This is a genomic window from Pectobacterium betavasculorum (assembly GCF_000749845.1).
Classification (GTDB): Bacteria; Pseudomonadota; Gammaproteobacteria; order Enterobacterales; family Enterobacteriaceae; genus Pectobacterium; species Pectobacterium betavasculorum.
The window spans coordinates 68,523-91,181 of the sequence record NZ_JQHM01000004.1; the positions used below are offsets into that span (position 1 = coordinate 68,523).

Sequence of the window (22,659 nt, forward strand, 5' to 3'; positions counted from 1 at the left end):
AAGGTGCGTATCGTAGAGTGGTTAGGTTTAACATGCATTACGCGGGCTCATTTTGTGCTATAGCAAAACCCAGAGCAGAAATGCGGCCACGCAGGTGCTGACAATCACCAGAAACATCGGCTTATGGAATAGGGATTGCCAACTGAGCGGTAGTGAGGCAATCAAAGGGTTAAACAGCGGATGCAGTAGCTGCGAGGTTGCGGCCCAGTCAGTTTCCTGTGAGCGCTGAATGCGTTGCGTAAATAGCAACGTCAGTAGGTCGCTAATTTGCACCGGTGTCAACGGGGTTTGCAAGCCGATATTGAAGCGGTTCTGCGTGTAATCCATCAATAACTGCTGTTCCTGTACGGTCATAGGCTGTTGTAACAGAGCCTGCAACGGCGCAAGGTTCGGGGAAAGCAGCATGTTCTGTGTCGTCAGTGGCTGTGACGATAGATTTGTTGCTGATGCCAGATTCGCGTTAGCCGTTAGCAGTTCTGGCGAGGCGCCTGCCGTTCCTGTATTGGTCGGTGTTCCCTGCGGCATCGAGGTGGTGCGAAGCAGCGTCTGCGCCTGTTGTAGCTCAACCTGCGCTTGCAGGAACTGCGTGAGCATAGGCAGATGCTTTAACGGGATCGCGTCGCCGGCGTTAAGATTCTGCATCATCATCAGGTTGCTCAGCACTCTTGCAGGCTGTTCTCCAGTCATGGCCGCTAACCGAGTGACTAACTGATTCAAGCCGCGTTGTTCAATAGGTGAGAGCGGGCGTTCGGGCGAATTGGCGGCTTGAGCCGCTGCGGCTGACGGTGTTGATTGTGGGATTTGCCCATTTTGCAGCAGCGTGACCACCTGTTGTAGCTGTGTTTTACTGAGCGTGCTTAGCGTGGTGCTGCCGAACTGTTGCCGGATGAAATCACTGACTGCCTGACGATTATTTCCCTGAGAGAGCATATCCGTCAGGCGTTGGAGCAACGGCTGACGCTCACCATTATCTTGCGCCTGTGTTAAACGCGTCTGGAGTATTTGCTCGGCAGGTTGATAGTGGCGGGACTGAAGTTCATTATTTTCTGCCAGCCCTAATCCCTGTTTTACCGTCGTCCAGACCTCTGCTGCCTTTGCCGTTGTTAGCGCGGCAACTTTAAGCACCAGATTTTCCAATGTCGTGCGCTGCGCCAGCGTTAATGGTCGATCGCCGTTGGCTGAGCCTGCGGCGTTAGAGGAGGATGCAGAAGTTGACGATGTAGCAGTCGGCGTAACCGAACGTTCGCCGGGCAGCGGGGCACCCGGGCCACTTACAGGTTGCATATCGGTCATCCTCACTGCCGTCATGATTGAGATGAATCATAACAATCTCCCGTGACGGCCGATAGTCATGCGTCATCTAAAACGACACGAATCTTAAGCGGTGCGCCCGAGTGGGATGCGCAAGCGTTGAGCGAGGATAACGCCGAGTAGCGTGATGCCCCCGCCAACCAGATGATAATGGTGCAAAGGTTCGTGCAAAAGGCCAATCGCAATCATCGCCGTAAAGATCGGCGTCAGGTTCATAAAGATGGCGGCCTTGCTAGCTCCCAGACGCATAACTCCTTGAATCCACAAAAAAGGTGCAATGATTGAGGCCATGATGCCAGCGAAAACCACCAGCGGCAGGTTTTCGCCGTTGAGTTGCACATTATCGGTCAGCAAGAAATTGGGAATCAGTGCTACCACACCAAAGGCAATTTGCACGTAGAGCGATACCCAGTTGGGTAGAGGGATGCTCCAGCGTTTGGTCAGCACGCCATATATTGCATAGGACAACGCGGCGCAAAACATCATGAATTCACCGGGGCCGATACCCTGTGCCAGAATCTGTTCAGGGTGTCCTCCGCTGATCAGCCAGACAATCCCTGCCAGAGACAGTAGGCTACCGAGCAGCACGCCCAGCGTGGGCGCGACGCGCAGCAGAGGAATGCTGAGCAAGACGGTGAGCAGCGGCACAAGCGATCCCATTATCCCCATCATCACGGCGCTGATCGTATGTGCGGCGTAGTAGGCCAGGCTTTGATACAACACCATGCCGAGCAGACCCAGCACCAGCAGTTTCCATGCGTGTTGGCGAATGGCCGCCGCATGCTGGCGAAGGTTTGGTAGCATGAACGGCGTCATGACGAGAAACGCCAGTAGCCAGCGGTAAAACGAAATGGCAGCCGGGTCGATGACGGTAGCGGAGAGCTTGTTGACAATGATGTTAACTGACCAAATCAGGACGGCGATAATGGGAAATAGGGCGTTCAACGTGAGTTTCTCATAGCGAACCAGACGGAAAATGCACCGGTTGCCAGTCTGGTAGATAAAAATGGGGCAAGTGCGGCAATGGCAAACAACATAACAGAGCCACGTGACGACTATCAACCTTGTCGGGTCGTCAATCCGATATCCCCTTTTACGCGGCCTGGATAGAGTTATGCCGCGGTAAATTGCTACCTATCGTAGGATCGATGGTGATGCAGCATCGATATGAACTGATGGAGGAAAGATATCGCAGCGTAATTGCCTTGGGTTTCTGCCCCATTCGGTGGCAAAATATCTCCCCGCTTTTTTTGGCTGGCTACAGATCCCGGAGAAAACAATGAAGATTCTGGTTGATGAAAATATGCCTTATGCTCGCGAGCTTTTCAGCCGTTTGGGTGAGGTTCAGGCTGTACCGGGACGCCCTTTGCCGCGGGAACTGCTGGCAGGCGCAGATGCGCTGATGGTGCGTTCGGTCACGAAGGTGGATGCGGATCTGTTGTCAGGCTCGGCGGTAAAATTTGTTGGCAGCGCGACGGCAGGCACCGACCATGTCGATGATACCTGGTTGAATGCTAACGGCATCGCGTTTTCTGCCGCCCCTGGCTGTAATGCTATTGCGGTGGTGGAGTATGTGTTTTCTTCTTTGCTGATGCTGGCCGAACGTGATGGTTTCCAACTGCGTGATAAAACTGTCGGCATTGTCGGCGTGGGGAATGTCGGCAGGCGTCTGGATGCGCGACTGAAAGCCTGGGGCGTAAAAACGCTGTTGTGCGATCCACCGCGTGCCGATCGTGGCGATGCGGGCGATTTTCTGCCGCTGGAAACGCTGGTGCGTGATGCCGACATTCTGACGCTGCATACGCCGCTGTATCTCGACGGACCGTACCGAACGCATCATTTGATTGATGCCACCGTACTGAACGCATTTGCGGACGGACGTATCCTGATTAACGCCTGCCGTGGCCCGGTGGTGGATAATGCTGCATTGCTTGAGGCGCTGCAACAGGGCAAAAAACTCAGTGTGATTCTTGACGTGTGGGAGCCAGAACCGGCGTTATCGACCGCTTTGCTGGCGCGAGTGGACGTTGGCACGGCGCATATCGCCGGTTATACGTTGGAAGGAAAAGCACGCGGTACTACTCAGGTTTTTGAAGCCTGGAGCGAGTTTATCGGAACACCGCAGCAGATTGCGCTTTCGTCGCTGTTACCTGAGCCAGACTATGCCCAGGTGGCATTAACTGCACCGTTGGATGAGGCACTGCTAAAACGTCTGGTGCATCTGGTGTATGATGTGCGCCGAGACGATGCGCTGTTGCGCCATGTCGCACATCAGGAAGGCGAGTTTGATCGCCTGCGTAAACATTATCAGGAACGACGCGAATGGTCGTCACTCCATGTTATCTGCGCCGATGCTGAGAGCGCAGGTTGTCTGAACGCGCTGGGATTCACGGCGTCAGTGCGGAGCGCACGCTAACGGCGTTCTGCACAAGCATGACTCTTTTTTATTCATGAACTGACAGAGGATGTCACTATCGTCTGTCGGTTTCATTCATGATTTGTGTTTCATTCAAAATTTGGGAGAGAACCAAATGTCTGACGGCTGGAATATTGCTCTGCTGGGCGCAACGGGCGCAGTAGGCACGGCGTTACTGGAATTATTACAGGAACGCGAATTCCCGGTGGGTGAACTGTATCCACTGGCCAGCGAACGTAGCGCGGGTGAAACCATACGTTTTAACGGCAAATCCTGTCTGGTTACCGATGTGGCTGATTTTGACTGGTCACAGGCGCAACTGGCGTTTTTTGTTGCTGGGCAAGATGTCAGCGCCCGCTACGCAGAAGCCGCGGGGGATGCAGGCTGTCTGGTCATCGACAGCAGCGGCCTGTTTGCATTGGAGCCGGATGTGCCGCTGGTGGTGCCTGGCGTGAATACGCATACGCTGGCGGATTACCGTAACCGCAATATTATTGCGGTGGCGGACAGCCTGACCAGCCAACTGCTGACGGCGATTAAACCACTGACTGATGCGGCTGGGCTTTCGCGCCTGCATGTCGTTAATATGCTGTCAGTTTCCGCATACGGCAAAGCGGCGATAGACGATCTGGCCGGGCAAAGTGCCCGTCTGCTGAATGGTATTCCACCTGAAGAAGGGCTGTTCCCGAAACAGCTGGCGTTCAACCTGTTGCCTTTACTGCCCGATGATGCAGGCAGCGTGCGCGAAGAGCGCAGTCTGGTCGATCAGGTGCGTAAGGTTTTGCAGGATGAAGGATTACCCGTTTCGGTGACCTGCATTCAATCCCCCGTATTCTATGGTCACGCACAGATTGTTCATCTCGAATCATTGCGCCCGCTGTCTGCGGAAGAAGCGCGTGACGAACTGCTCAATGCCGGAAATATTGAGGTCAGCGATGAGCAGGATTACCCGACGCAAGTGGGTGACGCTTCCGGTAATGGGCAACTGAGCGTCGGCTGTCTGCGTAATGATTATGGCATTCCTGAGCTGCTACAATTCTGGTCAGTTGCCGATAACGCGCGTTTCGGCGGCGCACTGATGGCAGTAGAAACGGCAGAATGTCTGGTGCAGGAGTATCTCGGGTAATGTCGGAAACCACTCAGGCGGAGGCTATTCAAGCCGCCGCCATTGCGGAGAACGAACGCGCCCCGCTGAAAATCGCGCTAGGTATTGAGTACGACGGCAGCCTGTATTATGGCTGGCAGCGTCAGGTCGATGTTGCTAGCGTGCAGGCCTGTCTTGAAAAGGCGCTGAGTAAAGTCGCGGATGAACCGATAGAGGTGTTTTGCGCCGGACGAACCGATGCTGGGGTTCATGGTACTGGGCAGGTTGTGCACTTCACTACGCATGCGATCAGAAAAGACGCAGCCTGGACGATGGGCGTGAATGCGAACTTACCGCCAGATATCGCCGTGCGCTGGGTGAAAGCAGTGGATGAGGATTTCCATGCGCGCTTCAGCGCAACGGCACGTCGCTACCGCTATGTTATCTATAATCACCGCTATCGCCCCGCAGTGCTCTCGCATGGCATGACGCACTTTTATCACCCTCTGGATGTTGAACGGATGGAGCGCGCCGGGCAGTGTCTGCTGGGGGAGAATGATTTCACCTCTTTTCGTGCGGTGCAGTGCCAATCGCGCACGCCGTGGCGCAATGTAAATCATTTAAAGGTTACACGTCACGGTGACTATATCGTGGTAGATATTAAGGCCAATGCGTTCGTCCACCATATGGTGCGCAACATCGTTGGTAGCCTAATGGACGTCGGGTGTGGCAATCGCCCCGAGTCGTGGATTGCGGAACTGCTGACGGCCAAAGATCGTACGTTGGCGGGCGCAACCGCCCGAGCCGAAGGGTTGTATTTGGTGGCGGTAGATTACCCTGCGCGTTTTGCTTTGCCACAACCCACGATGGGGCCGCTCTTTTTAGCGGATTGACGTTTTTGCTGCCATGAGTACGCCTTTTGCGTGTTACACGCTGCCGGATGGCAGTGGGCCAAAAGTAGTGTGTAACGCGTAGTAAGGATGATGCTATTTAGCATGCTATACGCAAGGTAACACGGATAGTGCGGCTGCCTTGCGTATATCGACCGTGTACGATCGCTATACACTTTGGGAGAAGAAGTTGTGATGGAATTTATACAGTTTATTATTGATTTTATTCTGCACATTGACGTTCATCTGGCAGAACTGGTGGCGCAATATGGTGTCTGGGTTTATGCCATTTTGTTCCTGATTCTGTTCTGTGAGACAGGGTTGGTGGTGACGCCGTTTTTACCGGGAGATTCGCTGCTGTTTGTCGCAGGAGCGCTGGCTGCGCTGCCATCGAACGATCTGAATGTGCATACGATGGTGTTCCTGATGATTATTGCCGCGATTACGGGCGATGCAGTGAACTACACGATTGGGCGACTGTTTGGTGAGAAGCTGTTTAGCAACCCGAACTCAAAGATTTTCCGCCGCAGCTATCTGGATAAAACGCATGCGTTTTACGCACGTCACGGTGGCAAGACGATAATTCTGGCGCGCTTTGTCCCGATTGTGAGAACATTTGCCCCGTTTGTCGCCGGGATGGGGCACATGAGTTATCGGCATTTTGCAGCCTATAATGTCATTGGTGCGCTACTGTGGGTGTTGTCGTTCACCTATGCGGGCTACCTGTTTGGCGATTTGCCTGTGGTACAGGAAAATCTGAAATTACTGATTGTCGCGATTATTTTTCTCTCTATCCTGCCGGGTATTATTGAAATTGCCCGCCACCGTAGAGCAGCCACGCGCGGCAATGTGAAATAAGTGACGTATTTTAACATCCGGTTTGACCAGTTTTTTATCCACAGTCCCGGAGCGTTATGGTTTAATGGGCAGCATTTATGGTCTGTTCTTGGGAACATCCTTGGTGCCGATGCCTTTGTACCGCGATTATGGTGCGTCTCAGGCATTTTTTCATTGGCAATGTTGTCAGGGAATAACATGAACAGCGGACTGGCATTTGCCAGGTTCAAGCAGAAAGGTTATCAATGAGCTGGATTGAACGAATTCTTAACAAAAGCAATATCACACCGACCCGTAAAGCGAACATCCCTGAAGGGGTCTGGACAAAATGTGATAGCTGCGGTCAGGTTCTTTATCGTGCTGAGCTGGAACGTAATTTGGGGGTTTGCCCGAAGTGCGATCACCATATGCGTCTGTCCGCACGAGCCCGTCTACAGGCTTTTCTGGATAAAGAAAACACTGTCGAGCTGGGAAGTGAACTGGAGCCGAAGGATGTCCTGAAATTCCGGGATTCCAAAAAATATAAAGATCGTCTGGTTTCTGCGCAGAAACAGTCCGATGAGAAAGACGCGCTGGTTGTCATGAAAGGCACGCTTTACGGCATGCCAGTTGTGTGCGCGTCGTTTGAGTTTGCTTTCATGGGCGGTTCAATGGCGTCCGTTGTGGGGGCGCGCTTTGTACGTGCCGTTGAGCAGTCATTGGAAGACGGTTGCCCGCTGGTGTGCTTCTCCGCCAGTGGCGGTGCGCGTATGCAGGAAGCGCTGATGTCGCTGATGCAAATGGCGAAAACCAGTGCGGCACTGGCAAAAATGCGTGAGCGCGGCTTGCCTTATATCTCTGTGCTGACTGACCCGACCATGGGCGGTGTTTCTGCAAGTCTGGCGATGCTGGGTGACTTGAATATTGCCGAACCGAAAGCGCTGATTGGTTTTGCCGGTCCACGCGTTATCGAACAAACCGTGCGTGAAAAATTGCCGCCGGGCTTCCAGCGCAGTGAATTCCTGATTGAGAAAGGGGCGATTGATATGATCGTTCGTCGTCCGGAAATGCGCTACAAGCTGGCCACCATCCTTGCCAAACTGACGAATCATCCAGAACCGAGCAATGATGACGTGGAAATCCGCAGCGATGCGCCGTCTGAATCATCACAGGATGACGCATAATTGACATGATGGGCAGGGCGTGTGGCATTCGACCACGTTGTTCTCGACGGAATAGTCATGCGCCCGCTCTGCCCGCAATGAACCGTAAGCTAGTGAACGGGACTCATGGATACTCTTCAAACACCTCAAGCCACGTCACCTTTGGTCACGTGGCTTCATTATCTTGAGCACCTGCACGCTCAGGCCATTGATTTAGGTCTGGATCGCGTTAAGCAGGTTGCTGAACATCTTCAACTGCTACAGCCTGCCGCCACGATTTTCACCGTCGCGGGGACGAACGGCAAAGGAACCACCTGCTGTACGCTGGAGTCTATTCTGTTGGCAGCCGGGCTACGGGTTGGCGTGTACAGCTCTCCCCATCTTGTTCGCTATACCGAGCGGGTGCGTATTCAGGGCAACGAATTGTCCGACGCGCAGCATACGCAGGCATTTGCCGATATCGAAGCAGGAAGAGGGTCTGTATCGCTCACCTATTTTGAATTCGGTACGCTGTCGGCACTGCAACTCTTCAAGCAAGCGAATCTGGATGTCGTCATTCTGGAAGTAGGATTAGGCGGGCGTCTGGATGCGACCAATATTGTGGATGCGGATGTCTCTGTGGTCACCAGCATTGCGATCGATCACACCGACTGGCTAGGTTGCGATCGGGAGAGTATCGGTCGTGAGAAAGCCGGGATATTCCGGCAGGGTAGGCCTGCCGTCGTTGGTGAGCCACATATGCCAGGAACGATTGCCGATGTTGCCGCTGAGAAAGGTGCATTGCTGCGTCGTCGTGGTCGTGACTGGGAGTTTTCGGTTCAGCGTGAAACGTGGAGCTGGCAGGATAAGCAGCGTGAATTGTCGCGCCTGCCACTCCCTAATGTCCCACTGCCGAATGCCGCTACAGCGCTGGCTGCACTACACTATTCTTCACTCAACGTGAGTGAAGAAGCGATTCGTCAAGGTTTACAGCGCACGGCATTGCCGGGGCGCTTTCAGGTGGTGCAGGAATCACCGCGGTTGATTCTTGATGTTGCACATAACCCTCATGCGGCGGCGTATCTGGCAAACCGTCTGGCTGGGTTACCGAAAACCGGAAAAATGCGGGCTGTTGTCGGTATGTTGTCGGATAAAGATATCGCGGGTACGCTGGCTCACTTAACGCCGTTAATTGATGAGTGGTATTGCGCACCGCTAGAAGGCCCGCGAGGTGCAACGGCGCAGCAGATTGCCGAGCACCTAACGCGCAGTCAATCGTTCCCCGATGTTGTGACCGCTTGGCAGCAGGCGATGTCCGACGCGACGGAACAGGATATTGTCATTGTGTGTGGATCTTTTCATACGGTAGCGCATGTGATGGAAGCGCTGGATGAGGAGAAGGCGAATGGCGAGTAAATTTCAGAACCGCCTGGTCGGCACGGTTATTCTGGTCGCGCTGGGCGTGATCGTCTTACCTGGCCTGCTGGATGGTAAAAAGAAGCACTACGAAGACGAATTTGCGTCGATTCCGCTGATCCCTAAACCGGGCGACAGCAATGAGATGGAATCGCTGCCTGCGCTGAACCCGTCGTTGCCGAGTCAGCCACCGGAAGGGGCGGAAGCGGCGATGCAGAACAGTGCGGAATCTGAAGCGCCGGAAACTAAATTACCTGAAACCAAGGCTCCCGAAACTTCCACGCCACCATCATCGTCTCGTTCGGGTACAAATACGCCAGCCATGACGGCACCGCCGGTGGTGGTCGAGCGTCCGCCACTTCAGACGCCAGCGCCAGTGACGCCAAAGCCTCAGCCAAAACCTGAGGTGAAGCCAGAAGTGAAACCGAAGCCAGAGCCTAAACCGGAAGTGAAGCCTGAAACTCAGCCGACGCAGCAAGCGCCTGTCGGACAGGCCTATATTGTGCAGCTTGGTGCGCTGAAAAATGCGGATAAGGTGAACGAAATTGTCGCCAAGCTTCGTCTCTCTGGTTATCGCGCGTATACCGTGCCATCAACGCCGGTTTCAGGACAGATCACCCGTATTTATGTCGGACCGGATGCTTCGAAGCAGAAGCTGGAGTCTTCGTTGGGCGAACTGCAACAGCTCAGTGGACTCAGCGGACAGGTGCGAGCGCATTCCGTTCGTTAAGATCGCGAGCGTGATAATAACGTGATGGTTGTCCGCAATCAGTCACATGAGTAAGCAAAAACAGGCGGCGGGGATGAGGTTCACACCAGTGATTCTCGACCCCGCTCCCATTTTAAGATGCCTGTAGTAAGTTTTGATATGCCGATAGTTAATGGAATCAGGCATGACGCGCTGTCAGTTTTTTCGCCTGATTATCTATCGATGAAATCGGCGGAAATACGCTACGCAAACGTTTTCTTTTTCTGTTAGAATGCGCCGCGAACAGGATGACGTAGCGGCTTATCGGTAGCATCGTTCATTATTAGGATAGTTCATGGTTTGGGTTGATTACGTCATTATTGGCATCATCGGATTTTCGGCTCTGGTTAGCCTGATCCGGGGATTTGTTCGCGAAGCGCTGTCGTTAGTAACCTGGGGATGTGCTTTTTTTGTTGCCAGTCATTACTACGCCTACCTCGCGGTCTACTTCACCCGTTTTGATGATGAGCTGGTGCGTAACGGCATTGCGATTGCCATTCTGTTTATTGCAACGTTGATTGTGGGAGCTATCGTCAACTATGTGATTAGTTCACTGGTTGAACGTACCGGATTATCCGGCACCGATCGCGTTCTGGGCATCTGTTTTGGTGCGCTGCGCGGGGTGCTGATCGTTTCCGCACTGCTATTCTTTCTGGATACGTTCACCGGTTTTTCACAAAGTGATGACTGGAAGCAGTCCCAGTTAATCCCGCAGTTCAGTTATATTATCAGGTGGTTTTTTGACTACCTGCAAAGCACGTCAAGTTTCTTGCCGCAGCATTTACCGCTGCGGTAGCGCTGATGAGGAAAAGACACCATGTGCGGTATTGTCGGTATCGCCGGTTTTACACCGGTCAACCAGTCGATTTATGACGCGTTAACGGTGTTGCAACACCGTGGGCAGGATGCTGCGGGTATTGTGACCATCGATGCCTTTAATTGTTTTCGCCTGCGTAAGGCCAATGGCCTGGTGAAAGATGTGTTTGAAGCGCGGCACATGCAACGCTTACAGGGCAACATGGGGCTTGGTCATGTGCGTTATCCGACCGCGGGCAGTTCCAGCGCCTCGGAAGCACAGCCTTTTTATGTCAACTCTCCGTTCGGCATCACGCTGGCTCACAACGGTAACCTGACTAACGCCCACGAACTGCGTAAAAAGCTGTTCGAGCAGGAGCGTCGTCACGTTAACACCACGTCTGATTCTGAAATTCTGTTGAATATTTTCGCCAGAGAACTGGACCGTTTCCAACACTACCCGTTGGAGGCCGATAATATTTTTGCGGCCGTTGCCGCGACGCACCAGCAAATTCGCGGTGCCTATGCCTGTGTTGGCATGATTATCGGCCATGGCATGGTGGCTTTCCGCGATCCTAACGGGATTCGTCCTCTGGTTATCGGTAAGCGCGATCTGGAAGATGGCCGCAGCGAGTATATGGTGGCGTCTGAAAGCGTCGCGCTGGATACGCTGGGCTTTGAGTTTTTACGCGATGTGGCGCCGGGAGAAGCGATCTACATTACGGAAAAAGGACAGCTGTTTACCCGTCAGTGCGCAGAGAATCCTAAGAGTAACCCGTGCCTGTTTGAATATGTCTACTTCGCTCGCCCGGACTCTTTCATCGATAAAATTTCGGTCTATAGCGCCCGCGTCCGCATGGGCCAGAAGCTCGGTGAAAAGATTGCGCGTCAGTGGGAAGATCTTGATATTGATGTCGTGATCCCGATTCCTGAAACCTCTTGTGATATCGCGCTGGAAATCGCGCGCATTATCAACAAACCGTATCGTCAGGGATTTGTGAAAAACCGCTATGTTGGCCGCACGTTTATCATGCCGGGGCAGCAGGCGCGTAAGAAATCGGTACGCCGTAAGCTGAACGCCAACCGTGCTGAGTTCCGTGACAAGAATGTGCTGCTGGTGGATGACTCCATCGTGCGTGGTACAACGTCAGAGCAGATTGTGGAGATGGCGCGTGAAGCAGGAGCCAAGCGTGTTTATCTGGCCTCTGCGGCACCGGAAATTCGCTTCCCTAACGTGTACGGCATCGATATGCCGAGCGTTAATGAACTGATCGCTCACGGTCGCGAAGTGGATGAGATCTGTAAGATTATTGGTGCTGATGAGCTGATATTCCAGGATCTCGACGATCTGATCGATGCGGCACGTGAAGACAACCCGGATATCGCTCAGTTTGAATGCTCGGTGTTCAACGGGATTTACGTGACCAAAGACGTCGATCAAGGCTATCTGGATTATCTGGAAATGCTGCGCAACGACGATGCCAAGGCGCTACGTAGCCAGAATGAAGTCGAAGATCTGGAACTGCACAACGAAGGTTAACGGCTAGCCATACGTTAAGGCCGGTTGTATTGAAGGGGGAGGGCGCGAAAGTGCCCTCCCTTTTTTCTATATAAAACACGTCGTATATAAAAAATCCGGCTGTATATAAAAACACCGTTTCGGTGCTTGTCCTTGCTTATCACCAATCAATACGGCAAAGTTTGCGCAGATGATTTTTCCGCGTTTTTACTGACGCGGCCAGCCAGAGGCAGTATGAATGAAGCGACTCATTGTAGGGATTTCCGGTGCCAGCGGTGTCATTTATGGCATCCGACTGCTACAGGTGTTACACACGCTGGAAGGTATTGAAACGCATCTGATCATGAGTCAGGCCGCCCGGCAGACGTTGGCGTTAGAAACGGATTTTAGCCTGCGTGACGTACAGGTATTAGCCGATGTGGTGCATGACACGCGCGATATCGCTGCCAGCGTCTCTTCTGGATCGTTTAAAACGGCGGGGATGGTGATTTTGCCCTGTTCGATAAAAACCCTTTCCGGCATTGTGCACAGCTACAGCGACAATCTGTTGACCCGTGCCGCCGATGTGGTGTTGAAGGAACGTCGTCCCCTGGTGTTAGGGGTGCGTGAAACGCCATTGCATTTAGGACATTTACGGCTGATGACCACTGCCGTTGAGCTGGGCGCGATAATCATGCCGCCGGTGCCTGCGTTCTATCATCGCCCAGAAAGTGTGCAAGATATTGTCGATCAGACGGTTAATCGTATTCTGGATCAGTTTGATATCGACCTGCCGGAAGAGCTCTTTACTCGCTGGCAGGGTGCGTCATAGCGGGATAGAGACCCAGCCACGCTATTTTTTCTCATGGGGCAGTAAACCTTTACTGCCCTTTTTTGGTGCTTTTTTATCACATTGCACTAATTTCGCACATAAGAGCACTTAAATAGTGCATTTGGGTTTTTGTATTCGCGCTAATGTTATCTATTCTTATTGTTACGCGCCAAAAAAAATCTCAGAAAAATTTTCCTAATCAAAGGGTTAACCATCATTTTCTGCATATTTTACTCATGGGGTTTTTACAACGACTTTACGTTCATTGTGGCATGAATACTGCTTATGAAAACTGTAATAGTCGGCGTAGAAAACAAATAGCACTCATATCGTTCATATTTAAAGCAATAAATCGGTATATCTCCCGACATTGACGACACATGACATCAATCACTTATGATAAGGGTAGCAATATGAAGAAACTGATCAAAGTTTTGCCGCTGGCACTCATTCTGGCTGCGGGCAGCGCCATGGCGGAGATTCCTAAAAATATTAAAATCGGCACCGATCCTACCTATGCTCCCTTTGAATCCAAAAATGCCAGCGGTGAGCTGGTTGGGTTTGATATCGATCTGGCGAAAGAGTTGTGCAAGCGTATCCAAGCTAACTGTACGTTCGTGGAAAGCGACTTTGATGCGTTAATTCCCTCTCTTAAAGCTAAAAAAATTGATGCCATCATCTCTTCTTTGTCCATTACCGAAAAACGCCAGCAGGAAATTGCCTTCACAGAGAAGCTGTATGCTGCCAATGCACGCCTGATTGCGAAGAAAGGCGCGAGCATCGAGCCAACGCTGGCTTCTCTTGGCGGTAAGCGTGTCGGCGTATTGCAGGCATCAACGCAGGAGGCTTTTGCCAACGCGAACTGGCAGCCAAAAGGTGTTGACGTTGTCGCTTACCAAAATCAGGATCTGATTTACGCCGATCTGAGCGCAGGTCGTATCGATGCGGCATTTCAGGACGAAGTGGCAGGAAGTGAAGGTTTCCTGAAACTCGATATGGGCAAAGACTATGCGTTTGCTGGTCCGGCAGTAAAAGACGACAAGTTCTTTGGTGTCGGTACCGGTATGGGTCTGCGTAAAGCGGATACCGAACTGAAAGCGGCGCTGGATAAAGCCTTTGAAGCGATGCGTAAAGACGGTACTTACGACACCTTCGCGAAAAAATACTTCGATTTTGACGTCTATGGCGGTTAATTTCGTCACCACTATTCACATTTCGTTATCATGGTAAAATTTCGTTATCACGGTAAATTGTGTAGCGGATCCGCAGGACAATACGACATGGGAACGTTCCTCCCGTGTCGTGCTCCTGACCGATAACACACCGTGCCATTAACCGCTATTTCAACGGATATAATCGATGCTCTATGGCTATTCCCAGCTGATTCTGGATGGTGCCATCATGACGCTGGAGTTGGCGGTCAGTTCGCTACTTTTGGCGTTGACTATCGGCCTGATTGGCGCATCGGCGAAGCTATCTTCTAATCGCCTGCTGGCAGGGTGCTTTTCTTGCTATACCACGTTGATTCGCGGCATTCCCGATTTGGTGTTGATGCTGCTGATTTTCTATGGCCTGCAAATTGTCTTAAATGGCGTGACGGAATCGATCGGTCTGGAGCAGATTGATATCGATCCTTTGACGGCAGGGGTTATTACGCTGGGCTTTATTTACGGCGCGTATTTCACGGAAACTTTTCGTGGCGCGTATCTCGCCGTACCGCGTGGACAAATCGAAGCGGCTGTCGCATTCGGTTTCTCTCCCATGAAGGTGTTCCGTCGTATTTTGTTTCCTTCCATGATGCGCTTCGCGTTACCAGGCATTGGTAATAACTGGCAGGTGATTCTGAAAGCGACAGCGTTGGTGTCATTGCTTGGCCTGAATGATGTGATTAAGGCGACGCAGTTGGCCGGCAAGGGTGCCCACGAACCGTTTTATTTCGCGCTGGTTGCCGGGGCGATGTACCTGATTTTTACCACCGTTTCTAACGGCGTGTTGTGGTGGTTGGAAAGGCACTATTCGCAGGGAGTCAAAAAAGTAAACTATGAGTGAGATCCTGCAACAATATTGGCAACCGCTACTGTGGAGCGATGGTTACCGCCTGACTGGGCTGGCGATGACGCTTTGGCTGCTTATTTCCTCGGTGGTCATTGGCGGGCTGATGGCGCTACCGCTGGCGATTGCTCGCGTGTCGCCGCGACGTCGGTTCAGCCTTCCAGTTTGGCTATTTACCTATATTTTCCGCGGTACGCCGCTCTACGTTCAGCTTCTGGTGTTCTATTCTGGCGTATATAGCCTGGAAATTGTACGCGGCACCGATCTGTTAAACGCATTTTTTCGCAGCGGGCTGAACTGCGCCATTTTAGCGCTGGCGCTCAATACTTGTGCATACACCACAGAAATTTTCGCGGGAGCAATCCGCTCAGTACCCCATGGGGAAATTGAAGCGGCCAGAGCCTACGGCTTTTCCCGTTTTAAGCAGTATCGCTGCATTATTTTGCCCGGCGCGTTGCGTATTGCACTGCCAGCCTACAGTAACGAAGTGATTCTGATGCTACATTCAACGGCGCTGGCCTTTACCGTGACGGTGCCGGATATTCTGAAAATCGCCCGTGATATTAATGCAGCAACCTACCAGCCGTTTTATGCGTTTGGGATTGCTGCTGTCATCTATCTGGCGATCTCATTTGTGTTAATTGGGCTGTTCAGGAAGGCGGAACGGCACTGGTTACGTCATCTTTATACCCGTTCATCTCATTAAACGCAGGACAAAAGCATGTCGAATAACAAACTGATGGTGACGGAACTGCGTAAACGCTATGGCCAGCATGAGGTACTCAAAGGGATCTCATTGCAGGCGAAAGCGGGTGATGTTATTTCGATTATCGGGTCGTCTGGTTCTGGGAAAAGTACCTTATTACGGTGCATTAATTTTCTGGAAAAACCCTGCGAAGGGGCGATTTATGTCAGCGATCAGGAAATCCGTATGGTGCGTGACACTGACGGGCAGTTGAAGGTATTTGATAAAAAGCAGCTTCAGATGCTGCGGACGCGTCTGACGATGGTATTTCAGCACTTTAACCTGTGGAGCTTCATGACCGCGCTGGAGAATGTGATGGAAGCGCCGATTCAGGTGTTAGGGCTCAGTAAAGCTGAAGCGCGTGATAGGGCGGTGTTCTATCTGAACAAGGTCGGGATCACGGAATCTGCCCAACAGAAATACCCGTCGGATCTTTCCGGTGGTCAGCAGCAGCGCGTATCTATTGCGCGTGCGTTGGCGATGGAACCAGAAGTACTGCTATTTGATGAGCCGACGTCGGCGCTCGATCCTGAACTGGTCGGTGAGGTGTTGCGCATCATGCAGCAGCTTGCGGAGGAAGGGAAAACGATGGTGGTGGTAACGCATGAGATGGAGTTTGCCCGCCATGTTTCCAGCCACGTTATCTTTCTGCATCAGGGGGTGATCGAAGAAGAAGGGCCGCCGGATCAGCTTTTCGGTAGTCCGAAAAGTGCGCGTTTGCAGCAATTTCTGTCAGGCGCGTTGAAGTAGGTTTTGGGGGCTGATGATTATCAGCCTCAGACGTTTCTCTCAAATAAAACGGTGATAATGGAATAGAAGAGTAAAGCGTCCGCGCCAAGGATGGCGCGGCTCGAGCTTACAGGGACGTACTTGCAGCGTCTTTACGATCTATCCATTATCACCGCTCTCAGCACTGGGTCAGCCCGGTTTCTTGATGACGTCTTGCAGGGCTTCTTCCAGCTCAAAGAAACGGAAACCAAAGCCTGCGGCCTCTAATCTCTGTGGGATGGCGCGCTGTCCACCTAGCACTAGCGTCGAGGCTTCTCCCATCAGTAGTTTGATCGCGAAAGCGGGCGCTCGTAGAAAGCCGGTGCGATCCAATACGTGTGCCAGCATGGCGGAAAATTGCTCATTATGAACCGGGTAGGGCGCAACCATATTGAAAGGGCCGCTCAATATTGGCTGGTCCAGCAGATAGATAATGCCGTTAACCATGTCATCGATATGAATCCACGGCATATATTGCTTGCCGGAACCCATTGGGCCACCGAGCCCGAGGCGGAAAATCGGCAGCATTTTTGCCAGTGCGCCACCCTGTGCCGAAAGAACAATACCGGTACGCAGCAGGCAGACACGAGTTTTATCACTTTCGGCAGACCGCGCCAGCGCTTCCCAACGGGCGCACAGGTGGTGTGTGAATTCATCGACAGGGGATTCATCTTCGGTGATCAGTGCTTCGCCTTGATCGCCATAGTATCCGACAGCGGAACCTGAGATAAAAACGGCTGGCGGCTCGCTGCTGGCTTTAATCAGCGTTGCAAGCTGTTCGGTGATATTCCAGCGGCTCTTTGCCAGACGCTGCTTTTGCTGTGGCGTCCACCGCTTGTCGGCGATAGGTTCACCCGCCAGATTGATGACGCCGTCAAAGCCGTTCAGTGAGGTGATATTACTCAATGTGGACCAATATTCCACTTGATTGCCGAGAACACCTCGAGCGCGCTCCGGATCGCGTGTCAGTACCGTGACGTGATGGGAAAGCAGTTGTAATCGTTGGATAAGCTGGCGGCCAATAAGGCCGGTTCCGCCTGTAATGAGTAGTTGCATCGCACCCCTCTCCCTATCTTTATGCCTTGTGATAACGCAGGGTCATAGAAACCGAATCGGCGTATCGCAGGGCAAACGGTTTATCGACTTCTACTTCAGCATAGGTGATCCATTCGTGATCGCTGGCGATGTTGAGCACATCCTGCGTTAATTTTTCCAGCAAAGCGAAGCGGTTATCTTCCACGTGGCGAATAATGCTTTTGGTGATGGTGCGGTAGTTCAACGCATCGGCGATATTCTCGCTGTTGCGCGCCTGTTCTGCTGGGTAGTGAATCACAACGTTGATGATCACATCCTGCTTATTCGTGATTTCCTCATCTTTGATACCGATGAAGGTGCGCAGCCGCAGATTTTTTATACGAATAATGGCGTCAGAATAGTGATGTGGCATTGCTCGGCCCTCGGTGGCTTCTGTTACTGCGACTAAACCGCAGCGTCAGGGGGTATCGTTAACAGATAAGCTGCTCGTTGGTAACAGTATCATTAACAACGATATGTTGATTACCATAGCAGAAGATACCCAAAGGCCGAATGAGATGATGCCAGAATTTTATTGCTCGGCGAGCTGGTAAGCCCGTTGCGTTGCCGGACGCTCACTGATACGCGTATACCATGCCTTCACCGCTGGGTAGTCATCAAGGTCGACGCGCTGGCGAGCATAAGAAACCACCCACGGGTAGGTCGCGATATCGGCGATGCTGTAATTTTCTCCCGCTAGCCAAGGGCTGTCTTGCAGATGTTTATCCAGCACGCGATACAGGCGCTGCGTCTCCTGCTGATAGCGTTCAATGGCGTAAGGCACTGGCTGAGGCGCGTAGTGGTTAAAATGATGATTCTGCCCCAGCATCGATCCGAAATCAGCAACCTGCCAGAAAAGCCATTGCAGCGTGGCTGTACGCTCGCGTAGCGACGAACTTAAGAGTACGCCGTGTTTTTCCGCCAGATAGAGCAGGATCGCGCCGGACTCAAACAGGCTAATTGGCGTGTCACCTTCCGCGGGCTGCGTGTCAACGATTGCGGGAATTTTATTATTAGGCGAGATAGCCAAAAACTCCGGCTTGAACTGCTCACCTTTACTGATGTTTACGCGGTGGAGTTGATAGGGGAGGCTAGCTTCTTCCAGAAACAGGGTGATTTTGTGCCCGTTAGGGGTTGGTGCGTAATACAGGTCAATCATGAATCAAGTCTCCATTTTAATTCAGAAAAGCATCATGGAACTGTATGGCAGTGGATCGCCTCAGAGAGCGATGTGCTGTCAGAATAGCGTATTGAGGAACGGCTCTTACCCTACCACTTCTGCGGGTGAAAAATAAGCGATGGCGCATCTCGTTGCACGATCTTTACCGGAAGCATCCGGCCAACTTTGATAGACTACGTCCAATGACGGATGAGAATGTTGTGGATACAACATGGTTGATATAAACGTTGCGGGGATGAGCGATGAAATTGATGTTTGCGTCCGATATACACGGTTCTCTTAGTGCGACGGAGCGCGTGCTGGCGATCTTTGAGCAAAGTCACGCTGACTGGCTTATTTTACTGGGCGATTTTCTCAACCATGGCCCGCGCAACCCGCTGCCGGAAAAATACCAGCCCGTGGAAGTGGCTGCCAGATTGAACGCTTATGCATCACGTATCATTGCCGTGCGGGGGAACTGCGACAGCGAGGTTGATCAGATGCTTTTGACCTTTCCTATAACGGCGCCGTGGCAACATGTGCTATTGCCACAGAATCGCCTTTTCCTGACGCACGGCCATCTTCATCATCCAGAGAATCTACCGCCGTTACACGCGGGTGATGTGCTGGTATATGGTCATACCCATATACCAGTTGCTGAGCAGAGCGGTGAATATTATTTTTTTAATCCCGGCTCAGTGAGCTTACCTAAAGGGGGATACCCCGCGAGCTACGGTTTACTTGAACAAGGCGAGTTGCAGGTTCTGCCGCTATATGGCGCTGAGCCTATTGCACAGGTTGTGATTAGGCACTAATTTAGCAAAAAACCTGTTTTTGACCTTGAATAATGGCAAGGTAGCAGGGAATATTCGCAGCAAAGATCGATCATTTAAAACAGACGCGCGTAGCAACGTGCCAATACTAAAGGGTTTCAGAGGATGGCGGAACAAAGTCAGGCAGCAGGCACAGAGTGGGTTGATATCGTCAATGAAAACAACGAGGTAATTGCTCAGTCAAGTCGTCAGCAGATGCGTGCTCAGAGTCTTCGTCATCGCGCCACTTACATTGTTGTGCATGATGGCATGGGTAAAATTCTGGTGCAGCGTCGGACGAACAGCAAAGATTTCTACCCAGGTTGGCTGGATGCAACGGCAGGCGGCGTGGTGCAAAGCGGCGAACAGATGCTGGAATCTGCGCGTCGTGAGGCTGAAGAGGAGCTTGGTATTGCTGGCGTGCCGTTCGCTGAACACGGCTTGTTCTATTACGAAGGCGAAAATTGCCGAGTGTGGGGCGGGTTATTTAGCTGCGTCACCCACGGGCCGTTCGCGCTACAGGAAGAAGAAGTTGATGAGGTCAGTTGGCTGACGCCGCAAGAAATCACCGCACGCTGCGATGAGTTTACACCGGATTCACTGAAAGCCCTGTCGCTGTGGCTGACGCGCTATAGCGATCAGGAATATGGTAAGCCGATTCCACGTAAGCTGAGCGAGGCAGTAGAAGCCTCTGTGATGCCTGTTGTTTATGATGAAAGTATTCATGATGAAAATGTTCCTGAAGAAAACGACAGCAACGTTAAGTCATCGGAAGCCGATTCTCAGAAGTAATCACCTCTCGCTTCGCCGCTGCTTTTGCTTACCGAGGCGTTATTTCTTTCTCTGTCCCAAATAAAAATGCCAGCCCTAAGGCTGGCATCAACGCTCTTTGAATAGATTAGAGCTGTGTAGCCTGAATGGCGGTCAGGGCAACGGTGTAAACGATATCGTCTACCAATGCGCCACGAGACAGGTCGTTAACCGGTTTGCGCATGCCTTGCAGCATTGGCCCGATGGAGATCAGGTCGGCAGAACGCTGTACCGCTTTGTACGTGGTGTTGCCGGTGTTCAGGTCAGGGAAAATGAACACGGTGGCTTTACCCGCCACTGGCGAATTTGGTGCCTTGGACTGTGCAACGTCTGCCATGATAGCGGCGTCGTATTGCAGAGGACCATCGATAATCAGGTCAGGACGTTTTTCCTGCGCCAGACGGGTAGCTTCACGCACTTTCTCAACATCGCTACCTGCACCGGAGTTACCGGTAGAGTAGGAGATCATGGCAACACGCGGGTCGATACCGAATGCGGTAGCGGAGTCAGCAGACTGGATAGCGATTTCAGCCAGTTGCTCTGCGGTCGGATCTGGGTTGATGGCGCAGTCGCCGTAAACCAGAACCTGCTCAGGCAGCAGCATGAAGAACACAGAAGACACCAGCGAGCTGCCCGGAGCGGTCTTGATCAACTGTAGCGGCGGACGGATGGTGTTAGCGGTGGTATGAACGGCACCAGAAACCAGACCGTCAACTTCACCTTGTTCCAGCATCAGCGTACCCAGAACCACGTTGTCTTCGAGCTGTTCGCGCGCAACCACTTCGGTCATGCCCTTGCTCTTACGCAGTTCAACCAGACGTGCAACATAGCGCTCACGTACGGCAACCGGGTCGACGATTTCGATACCTTTGCCCAGTTCTACGCCCTGAGCGGCAGCAACGCGTTGAATCTCTTCCGGGTTACCGATCAGCACACAGTGCGCAATACCGCGCTCAGCACAGATTGATGCTGCTTTAACAGTACGTGGTTCATCACCTTCTGGCAGCACGATACGTTTGCCCGCTTTGCGCGCCAGTTCGGTCAACTGGTAGCGGAATGCTGGCGGAGACAGACGACGTGAACGCTCAGACTCAGCGCTCAGTGAATCAATCCACTGGGTGTCGATGTGGCGTGCGACATATTCCTGCACTTTCTCGACACGCTGACGGTCATCAGCCGGCACTTCAAGATTGAAGCTTTGCAAGCTGAGCGAAGTCTGCCAGGTGTTGGTGTCAACCATAAATACAGGCAGGCCAGTCTGGAAGGCGCGTTCGCACAGTTTGGCAATGCTCGGATCCATTTCGTAGCCGCCAGTCAGCAGCAGGGCACCGATTTCCACGCCGTTCATCGCAGCCAAACAGGCGGCAACCAGAACATCGGGACGGTCAGCGGAGGTTACCAGCAGTGAACCCGGACGGAAATGCTCCAGCATATGAGGAATGCTGCGTGCGCAGAAAGTCACAGATTTAACGCGACGCGTCTGAATATCACCTTCATTGATTATGCGGGCATTCAGGTGCTTCGCCATATCGACGGCACGGGTAGCAATCAGGTCGAAGCTCCATGGAATGCAGCCTAGAACCGGCAGCGGGCTGTTAGCGAACAGCTGCTTAGGATCGATGTTGGCAACGCTGGCTTTCGTGGAGTCATCAAAAATTTCAGACAGATCAGGGCGAGTACGGCCCTGGTCGTCTACTGGTGCATTCAGTTTGTTGATGATCACGCCAGTGATGTTTTTGTTTTTGCTACCGCCGAAGCTGGAACGTGCCAGTTCGATGCGGTCTTTCAACTGTGCTGGGGAATCGTTACCCAGCGCCAGTACGAAGACGATTTCTGCGTTCAACGTTTTGGCTATTTCGTAGTTCAGTGCGTTAGCAAACTGGTGCTTACGCGTCGGAACCAGACCTTCAACCAGAACAACTTCAGCATCTTTGGTATTTTCGTGGTAGCGCGCGATGATTTCTTCCATCAGTACGTCTTGCTGGTTGGAGCTCAGCAGCGCTTCAACGCGGTTCATCGCCAGCGGCTCAGCGGCGTTGATGGCGGAATTAGCACGAATAATGGTGGTGGTTTGATCTGGCGTATTGTCGCCACTGCGCGGCTGGGCGATAGGTTTAAATACGCTCAGGCGAACGCCTTTCTGTTCCATGGAGCGGATGACACCCAGGCTAACGCTCGTCAGACCAACGCTGGTGCCAGTTGGGATCAACATGATTATACGGGACACGGCCGAACCTCTTTACGGTTGCTCGTTAGTCAAAAACAACACCGTCAGCCTTGGCTGACGGTGT

The 22,659-nt window shown here is 52.4% G+C and carries 22 protein-coding genes; 16 read left to right on the plus strand and 6 right to left on the minus strand.

The window, feature by feature from the left end:
- Positions 1–57: 57 nt before the first annotated feature.
- Positions 58–1,284 (minus strand): flagella biosynthesis regulator Flk, encoded by a 1,227-nt coding sequence (gene flk / locus KP22_RS12420; protein ID WP_039324629.1) that lies wholly within the window; start codon positions 1,282–1,284, stop codon positions 58–60.
- Between the two features lie 93 nt (positions 1,285–1,377).
- The gene (locus KP22_RS12425) at positions 1,378–2,256 is read right to left on the minus strand and encodes a DMT family transporter (RefSeq protein WP_039298336.1); all 879 of its coding nucleotides are present in this window, start codon (positions 2,254–2,256) and stop codon (positions 1,378–1,380) included.
- A gap of 334 nt (positions 2,257–2,590) precedes the next feature.
- Here KP22_RS12425 and pdxB point away from each other — a divergent pair, with 334 nt between their 5' ends.
- The 14 genes from pdxB (at position 2,591) to hisP (ending at position 16,495) form a co-directional block, all read left to right on the plus strand.
- Positions 2,591–3,727, plus strand: coding sequence for a 4-phosphoerythronate dehydrogenase PdxB (gene pdxB, locus KP22_RS12430; protein ID WP_039298338.1), 1,137 nt, complete (start codon positions 2,591–2,593; stop codon positions 3,725–3,727).
- Positions 3,728–3,842: 115 nt separating this feature from the next.
- Positions 3,843–4,853, plus strand: a complete 1,011-nt coding sequence (locus KP22_RS12435) for an aspartate-semialdehyde dehydrogenase (RefSeq protein WP_039324630.1) — start codon at positions 3,843–3,845, stop codon at positions 4,851–4,853.
- The gene (gene truA / locus KP22_RS12440) at positions 4,853–5,704 is read left to right on the plus strand and encodes a tRNA pseudouridine(38-40) synthase TruA (RefSeq protein WP_081923352.1); all 852 of its coding nucleotides are present in this window, start codon (positions 4,853–4,855) and stop codon (positions 5,702–5,704) included. The genes KP22_RS12435 and truA overlap by 1 nt, the downstream gene beginning before the upstream one ends.
- 192 nt (positions 5,705–5,896) lie before the next feature.
- Entirely contained in the window at positions 5,897–6,559 is a 663-nt protein-coding gene (locus tag KP22_RS12445) for a DedA family protein (protein WP_039297044.1), read from the plus strand.
- Positions 6,560–6,783: 224 nt separating this feature from the next.
- Positions 6,784–7,701 carry an acetyl-CoA carboxylase, carboxyltransferase subunit beta gene (accD, locus tag KP22_RS12455; protein ID WP_039324554.1) on the plus strand — a complete coding sequence of 306 codons (918 nt, stop codon included), beginning with the start codon at positions 6,784–6,786 and terminating at the stop codon, positions 7,699–7,701.
- Between the two features lie 105 nt (positions 7,702–7,806).
- Positions 7,807–9,075: a bifunctional tetrahydrofolate synthase/dihydrofolate synthase gene (gene folC / locus KP22_RS12460; protein WP_039324556.1), complete on the plus strand. Its 1,269-nt coding sequence runs from the start codon at positions 7,807–7,809 to the stop codon at positions 9,073–9,075.
- Entirely contained in the window at positions 9,065–9,805 is a 741-nt protein-coding gene (gene dedD, locus KP22_RS12465; RefSeq protein WP_039298353.1) for a cell division protein DedD, read from the plus strand. The genes folC and dedD overlap by 11 nt, the downstream gene beginning before the upstream one ends.
- 313 nt (positions 9,806–10,118) lie before the next feature.
- On the plus strand, positions 10,119–10,619 hold the full coding sequence (cvpA, locus tag KP22_RS12470) for a colicin V production protein (RefSeq protein WP_010298532.1): 501 nt from the start codon (positions 10,119–10,121) through the stop codon (positions 10,617–10,619).
- A gap of 21 nt (positions 10,620–10,640) precedes the next feature.
- Positions 10,641–12,158: an amidophosphoribosyltransferase gene (gene purF / locus KP22_RS12475; protein ID WP_039298357.1), complete on the plus strand. Its 1,518-nt coding sequence runs from the start codon at positions 10,641–10,643 to the stop codon at positions 12,156–12,158.
- A 217-nt stretch (positions 12,159–12,375) separates the two neighbouring features.
- Entirely contained in the window at positions 12,376–12,948 is a 573-nt protein-coding gene (locus tag KP22_RS12480; RefSeq protein WP_039298360.1) for a UbiX family flavin prenyltransferase, read from the plus strand.
- Between the two features lie 413 nt (positions 12,949–13,361).
- Positions 13,362–14,141: a lysine/arginine/ornithine ABC transporter substrate-binding protein gene (locus KP22_RS12485; RefSeq protein ID WP_039298363.1), complete on the plus strand. Its 780-nt coding sequence runs from the start codon at positions 13,362–13,364 to the stop codon at positions 14,139–14,141.
- 166 nt (positions 14,142–14,307) lie between these two features.
- Positions 14,308–14,997: a histidine ABC transporter permease HisQ gene (locus tag KP22_RS12490; RefSeq protein ID WP_039298366.1), complete on the plus strand. Its 690-nt coding sequence runs from the start codon at positions 14,308–14,310 to the stop codon at positions 14,995–14,997.
- Positions 14,990–15,706 carry an ABC transporter permease gene (locus tag KP22_RS12495; RefSeq protein WP_039298370.1) on the plus strand — a complete coding sequence of 239 codons (717 nt, stop codon included), beginning with the start codon at positions 14,990–14,992 and terminating at the stop codon, positions 15,704–15,706. The genes KP22_RS12490 and KP22_RS12495 overlap by 8 nt, the downstream gene beginning before the upstream one ends.
- 15 nt (positions 15,707–15,721) lie before the next feature.
- Positions 15,722–16,495 (plus strand): histidine ABC transporter ATP-binding protein HisP, encoded by a 774-nt coding sequence (gene hisP, locus KP22_RS12500; protein WP_039298372.1) that lies wholly within the window; start codon positions 15,722–15,724, stop codon positions 16,493–16,495.
- 168 nt (positions 16,496–16,663) lie between these two features.
- Here hisP and KP22_RS12505 read toward each other — a convergent pair whose 3' ends face one another.
- From KP22_RS12505 to yfcG, 3 genes are all read right to left on the minus strand, one after another.
- The gene (locus KP22_RS12505; protein WP_039324558.1) at positions 16,664–17,569 is read right to left on the minus strand and encodes a TIGR01777 family oxidoreductase; all 906 of its coding nucleotides are present in this window, start codon (positions 17,567–17,569) and stop codon (positions 16,664–16,666) included.
- 19 nt (positions 17,570–17,588) lie between these two features.
- Positions 17,589–17,960: a dihydroneopterin triphosphate 2'-epimerase gene (folX, locus tag KP22_RS12510; protein WP_010278945.1), complete on the minus strand. Its 372-nt coding sequence runs from the start codon at positions 17,958–17,960 to the stop codon at positions 17,589–17,591.
- 159 nt (positions 17,961–18,119) lie between these two features.
- Complete coding sequence (gene yfcG / locus KP22_RS12515) at positions 18,120–18,746, minus strand: GSH-dependent disulfide bond oxidoreductase (RefSeq protein ID WP_039298379.1); 627 nt, start codon at positions 18,744–18,746, stop codon at positions 18,120–18,122.
- A 263-nt stretch (positions 18,747–19,009) separates the two neighbouring features.
- Here yfcG and yfcE point away from each other — a divergent pair, with 263 nt between their 5' ends.
- On the plus strand, positions 19,010–19,561 hold the full coding sequence (gene yfcE / locus KP22_RS12520) for a phosphodiesterase (RefSeq protein WP_039298382.1): 552 nt from the start codon (positions 19,010–19,012) through the stop codon (positions 19,559–19,561).
- A 123-nt stretch (positions 19,562–19,684) separates the two neighbouring features.
- Complete coding sequence (gene yfcD, locus KP22_RS12525) at positions 19,685–20,350, plus strand: NUDIX hydrolase YfcD (RefSeq protein WP_081923353.1); 666 nt, start codon at positions 19,685–19,687, stop codon at positions 20,348–20,350.
- A gap of 106 nt (positions 20,351–20,456) precedes the next feature.
- Here the strand turns inward: yfcD and pta are convergent, their stop codons facing one another.
- Positions 20,457–22,595 (minus strand): phosphate acetyltransferase, encoded by a 2,139-nt coding sequence (gene pta / locus KP22_RS12530; RefSeq protein WP_039298385.1) that lies wholly within the window; start codon positions 22,593–22,595, stop codon positions 20,457–20,459.
- Between the last annotated feature and the right edge of the window lie 64 nt (positions 22,596–22,659).

What these genes read in the sequence shown, in the direction of transcription:
- KP22_RS12495 (WP_039298370.1), top strand. Translation starts at nt 14,990, where the DNA reads ATGAGTGAGATCCTGCAACAATATTGGCAACCGCTACTGTGGAGCGAT.
- yfcG (WP_039298379.1), bottom strand. Translation starts at nt 18,746, where the DNA reads ATGATTGACCTGTATTACGCACCAACCCCTAACGGGCACAAAATCACC.
- accD (WP_039324554.1), top strand. Translation starts at nt 6,784, where the DNA reads ATGAGCTGGATTGAACGAATTCTTAACAAAAGCAATATCACACCGACC.
- KP22_RS12445 (WP_039297044.1), top strand. Translation starts at nt 5,897, where the DNA reads ATGGAATTTATACAGTTTATTATTGATTTTATTCTGCACATTGACGTT.
- pdxB (WP_039298338.1), top strand. Translation starts at nt 2,591, where the DNA reads ATGAAGATTCTGGTTGATGAAAATATGCCTTATGCTCGCGAGCTTTTC.
- yfcD (WP_081923353.1), top strand. Translation starts at nt 19,685, where the DNA reads ATGGCGGAACAAAGTCAGGCAGCAGGCACAGAGTGGGTTGATATCGTC.
- cvpA (WP_010298532.1), top strand. Translation starts at nt 10,119, where the DNA reads ATGGTTTGGGTTGATTACGTCATTATTGGCATCATCGGATTTTCGGCT.
- yfcE (WP_039298382.1), top strand. Translation starts at nt 19,010, where the DNA reads ATGAAATTGATGTTTGCGTCCGATATACACGGTTCTCTTAGTGCGACG.
- KP22_RS12435 (WP_039324630.1), top strand. Translation starts at nt 3,843, where the DNA reads ATGTCTGACGGCTGGAATATTGCTCTGCTGGGCGCAACGGGCGCAGTA.
- KP22_RS12490 (WP_039298366.1), top strand. Translation starts at nt 14,308, where the DNA reads ATGCTCTATGGCTATTCCCAGCTGATTCTGGATGGTGCCATCATGACG.
- truA (WP_081923352.1), top strand. Translation starts at nt 4,853, where the DNA reads ATGTCGGAAACCACTCAGGCGGAGGCTATTCAAGCCGCCGCCATTGCG.
- folC (WP_039324556.1), top strand. Translation starts at nt 7,807, where the DNA reads ATGGATACTCTTCAAACACCTCAAGCCACGTCACCTTTGGTCACGTGG.
- KP22_RS12505 (WP_039324558.1), bottom strand. Translation starts at nt 17,569, where the DNA reads ATGCAACTACTCATTACAGGCGGAACCGGCCTTATTGGCCGCCAGCTT.
- folX (WP_010278945.1), bottom strand. Translation starts at nt 17,960, where the DNA reads ATGCCACATCACTATTCTGACGCCATTATTCGTATAAAAAATCTGCGG.
- KP22_RS12485 (WP_039298363.1), top strand. Translation starts at nt 13,362, where the DNA reads ATGAAGAAACTGATCAAAGTTTTGCCGCTGGCACTCATTCTGGCTGCG.
- flk (WP_039324629.1), bottom strand. Translation starts at nt 1,284, where the DNA reads ATGCAACCTGTAAGTGGCCCGGGTGCCCCGCTGCCCGGCGAACGTTCG.
- purF (WP_039298357.1), top strand. Translation starts at nt 10,641, where the DNA reads ATGTGCGGTATTGTCGGTATCGCCGGTTTTACACCGGTCAACCAGTCG.
- hisP (WP_039298372.1), top strand. Translation starts at nt 15,722, where the DNA reads ATGTCGAATAACAAACTGATGGTGACGGAACTGCGTAAACGCTATGGC.
- dedD (WP_039298353.1), top strand. Translation starts at nt 9,065, where the DNA reads ATGGCGAGTAAATTTCAGAACCGCCTGGTCGGCACGGTTATTCTGGTC.
- KP22_RS12480 (WP_039298360.1), top strand. Translation starts at nt 12,376, where the DNA reads ATGAAGCGACTCATTGTAGGGATTTCCGGTGCCAGCGGTGTCATTTAT.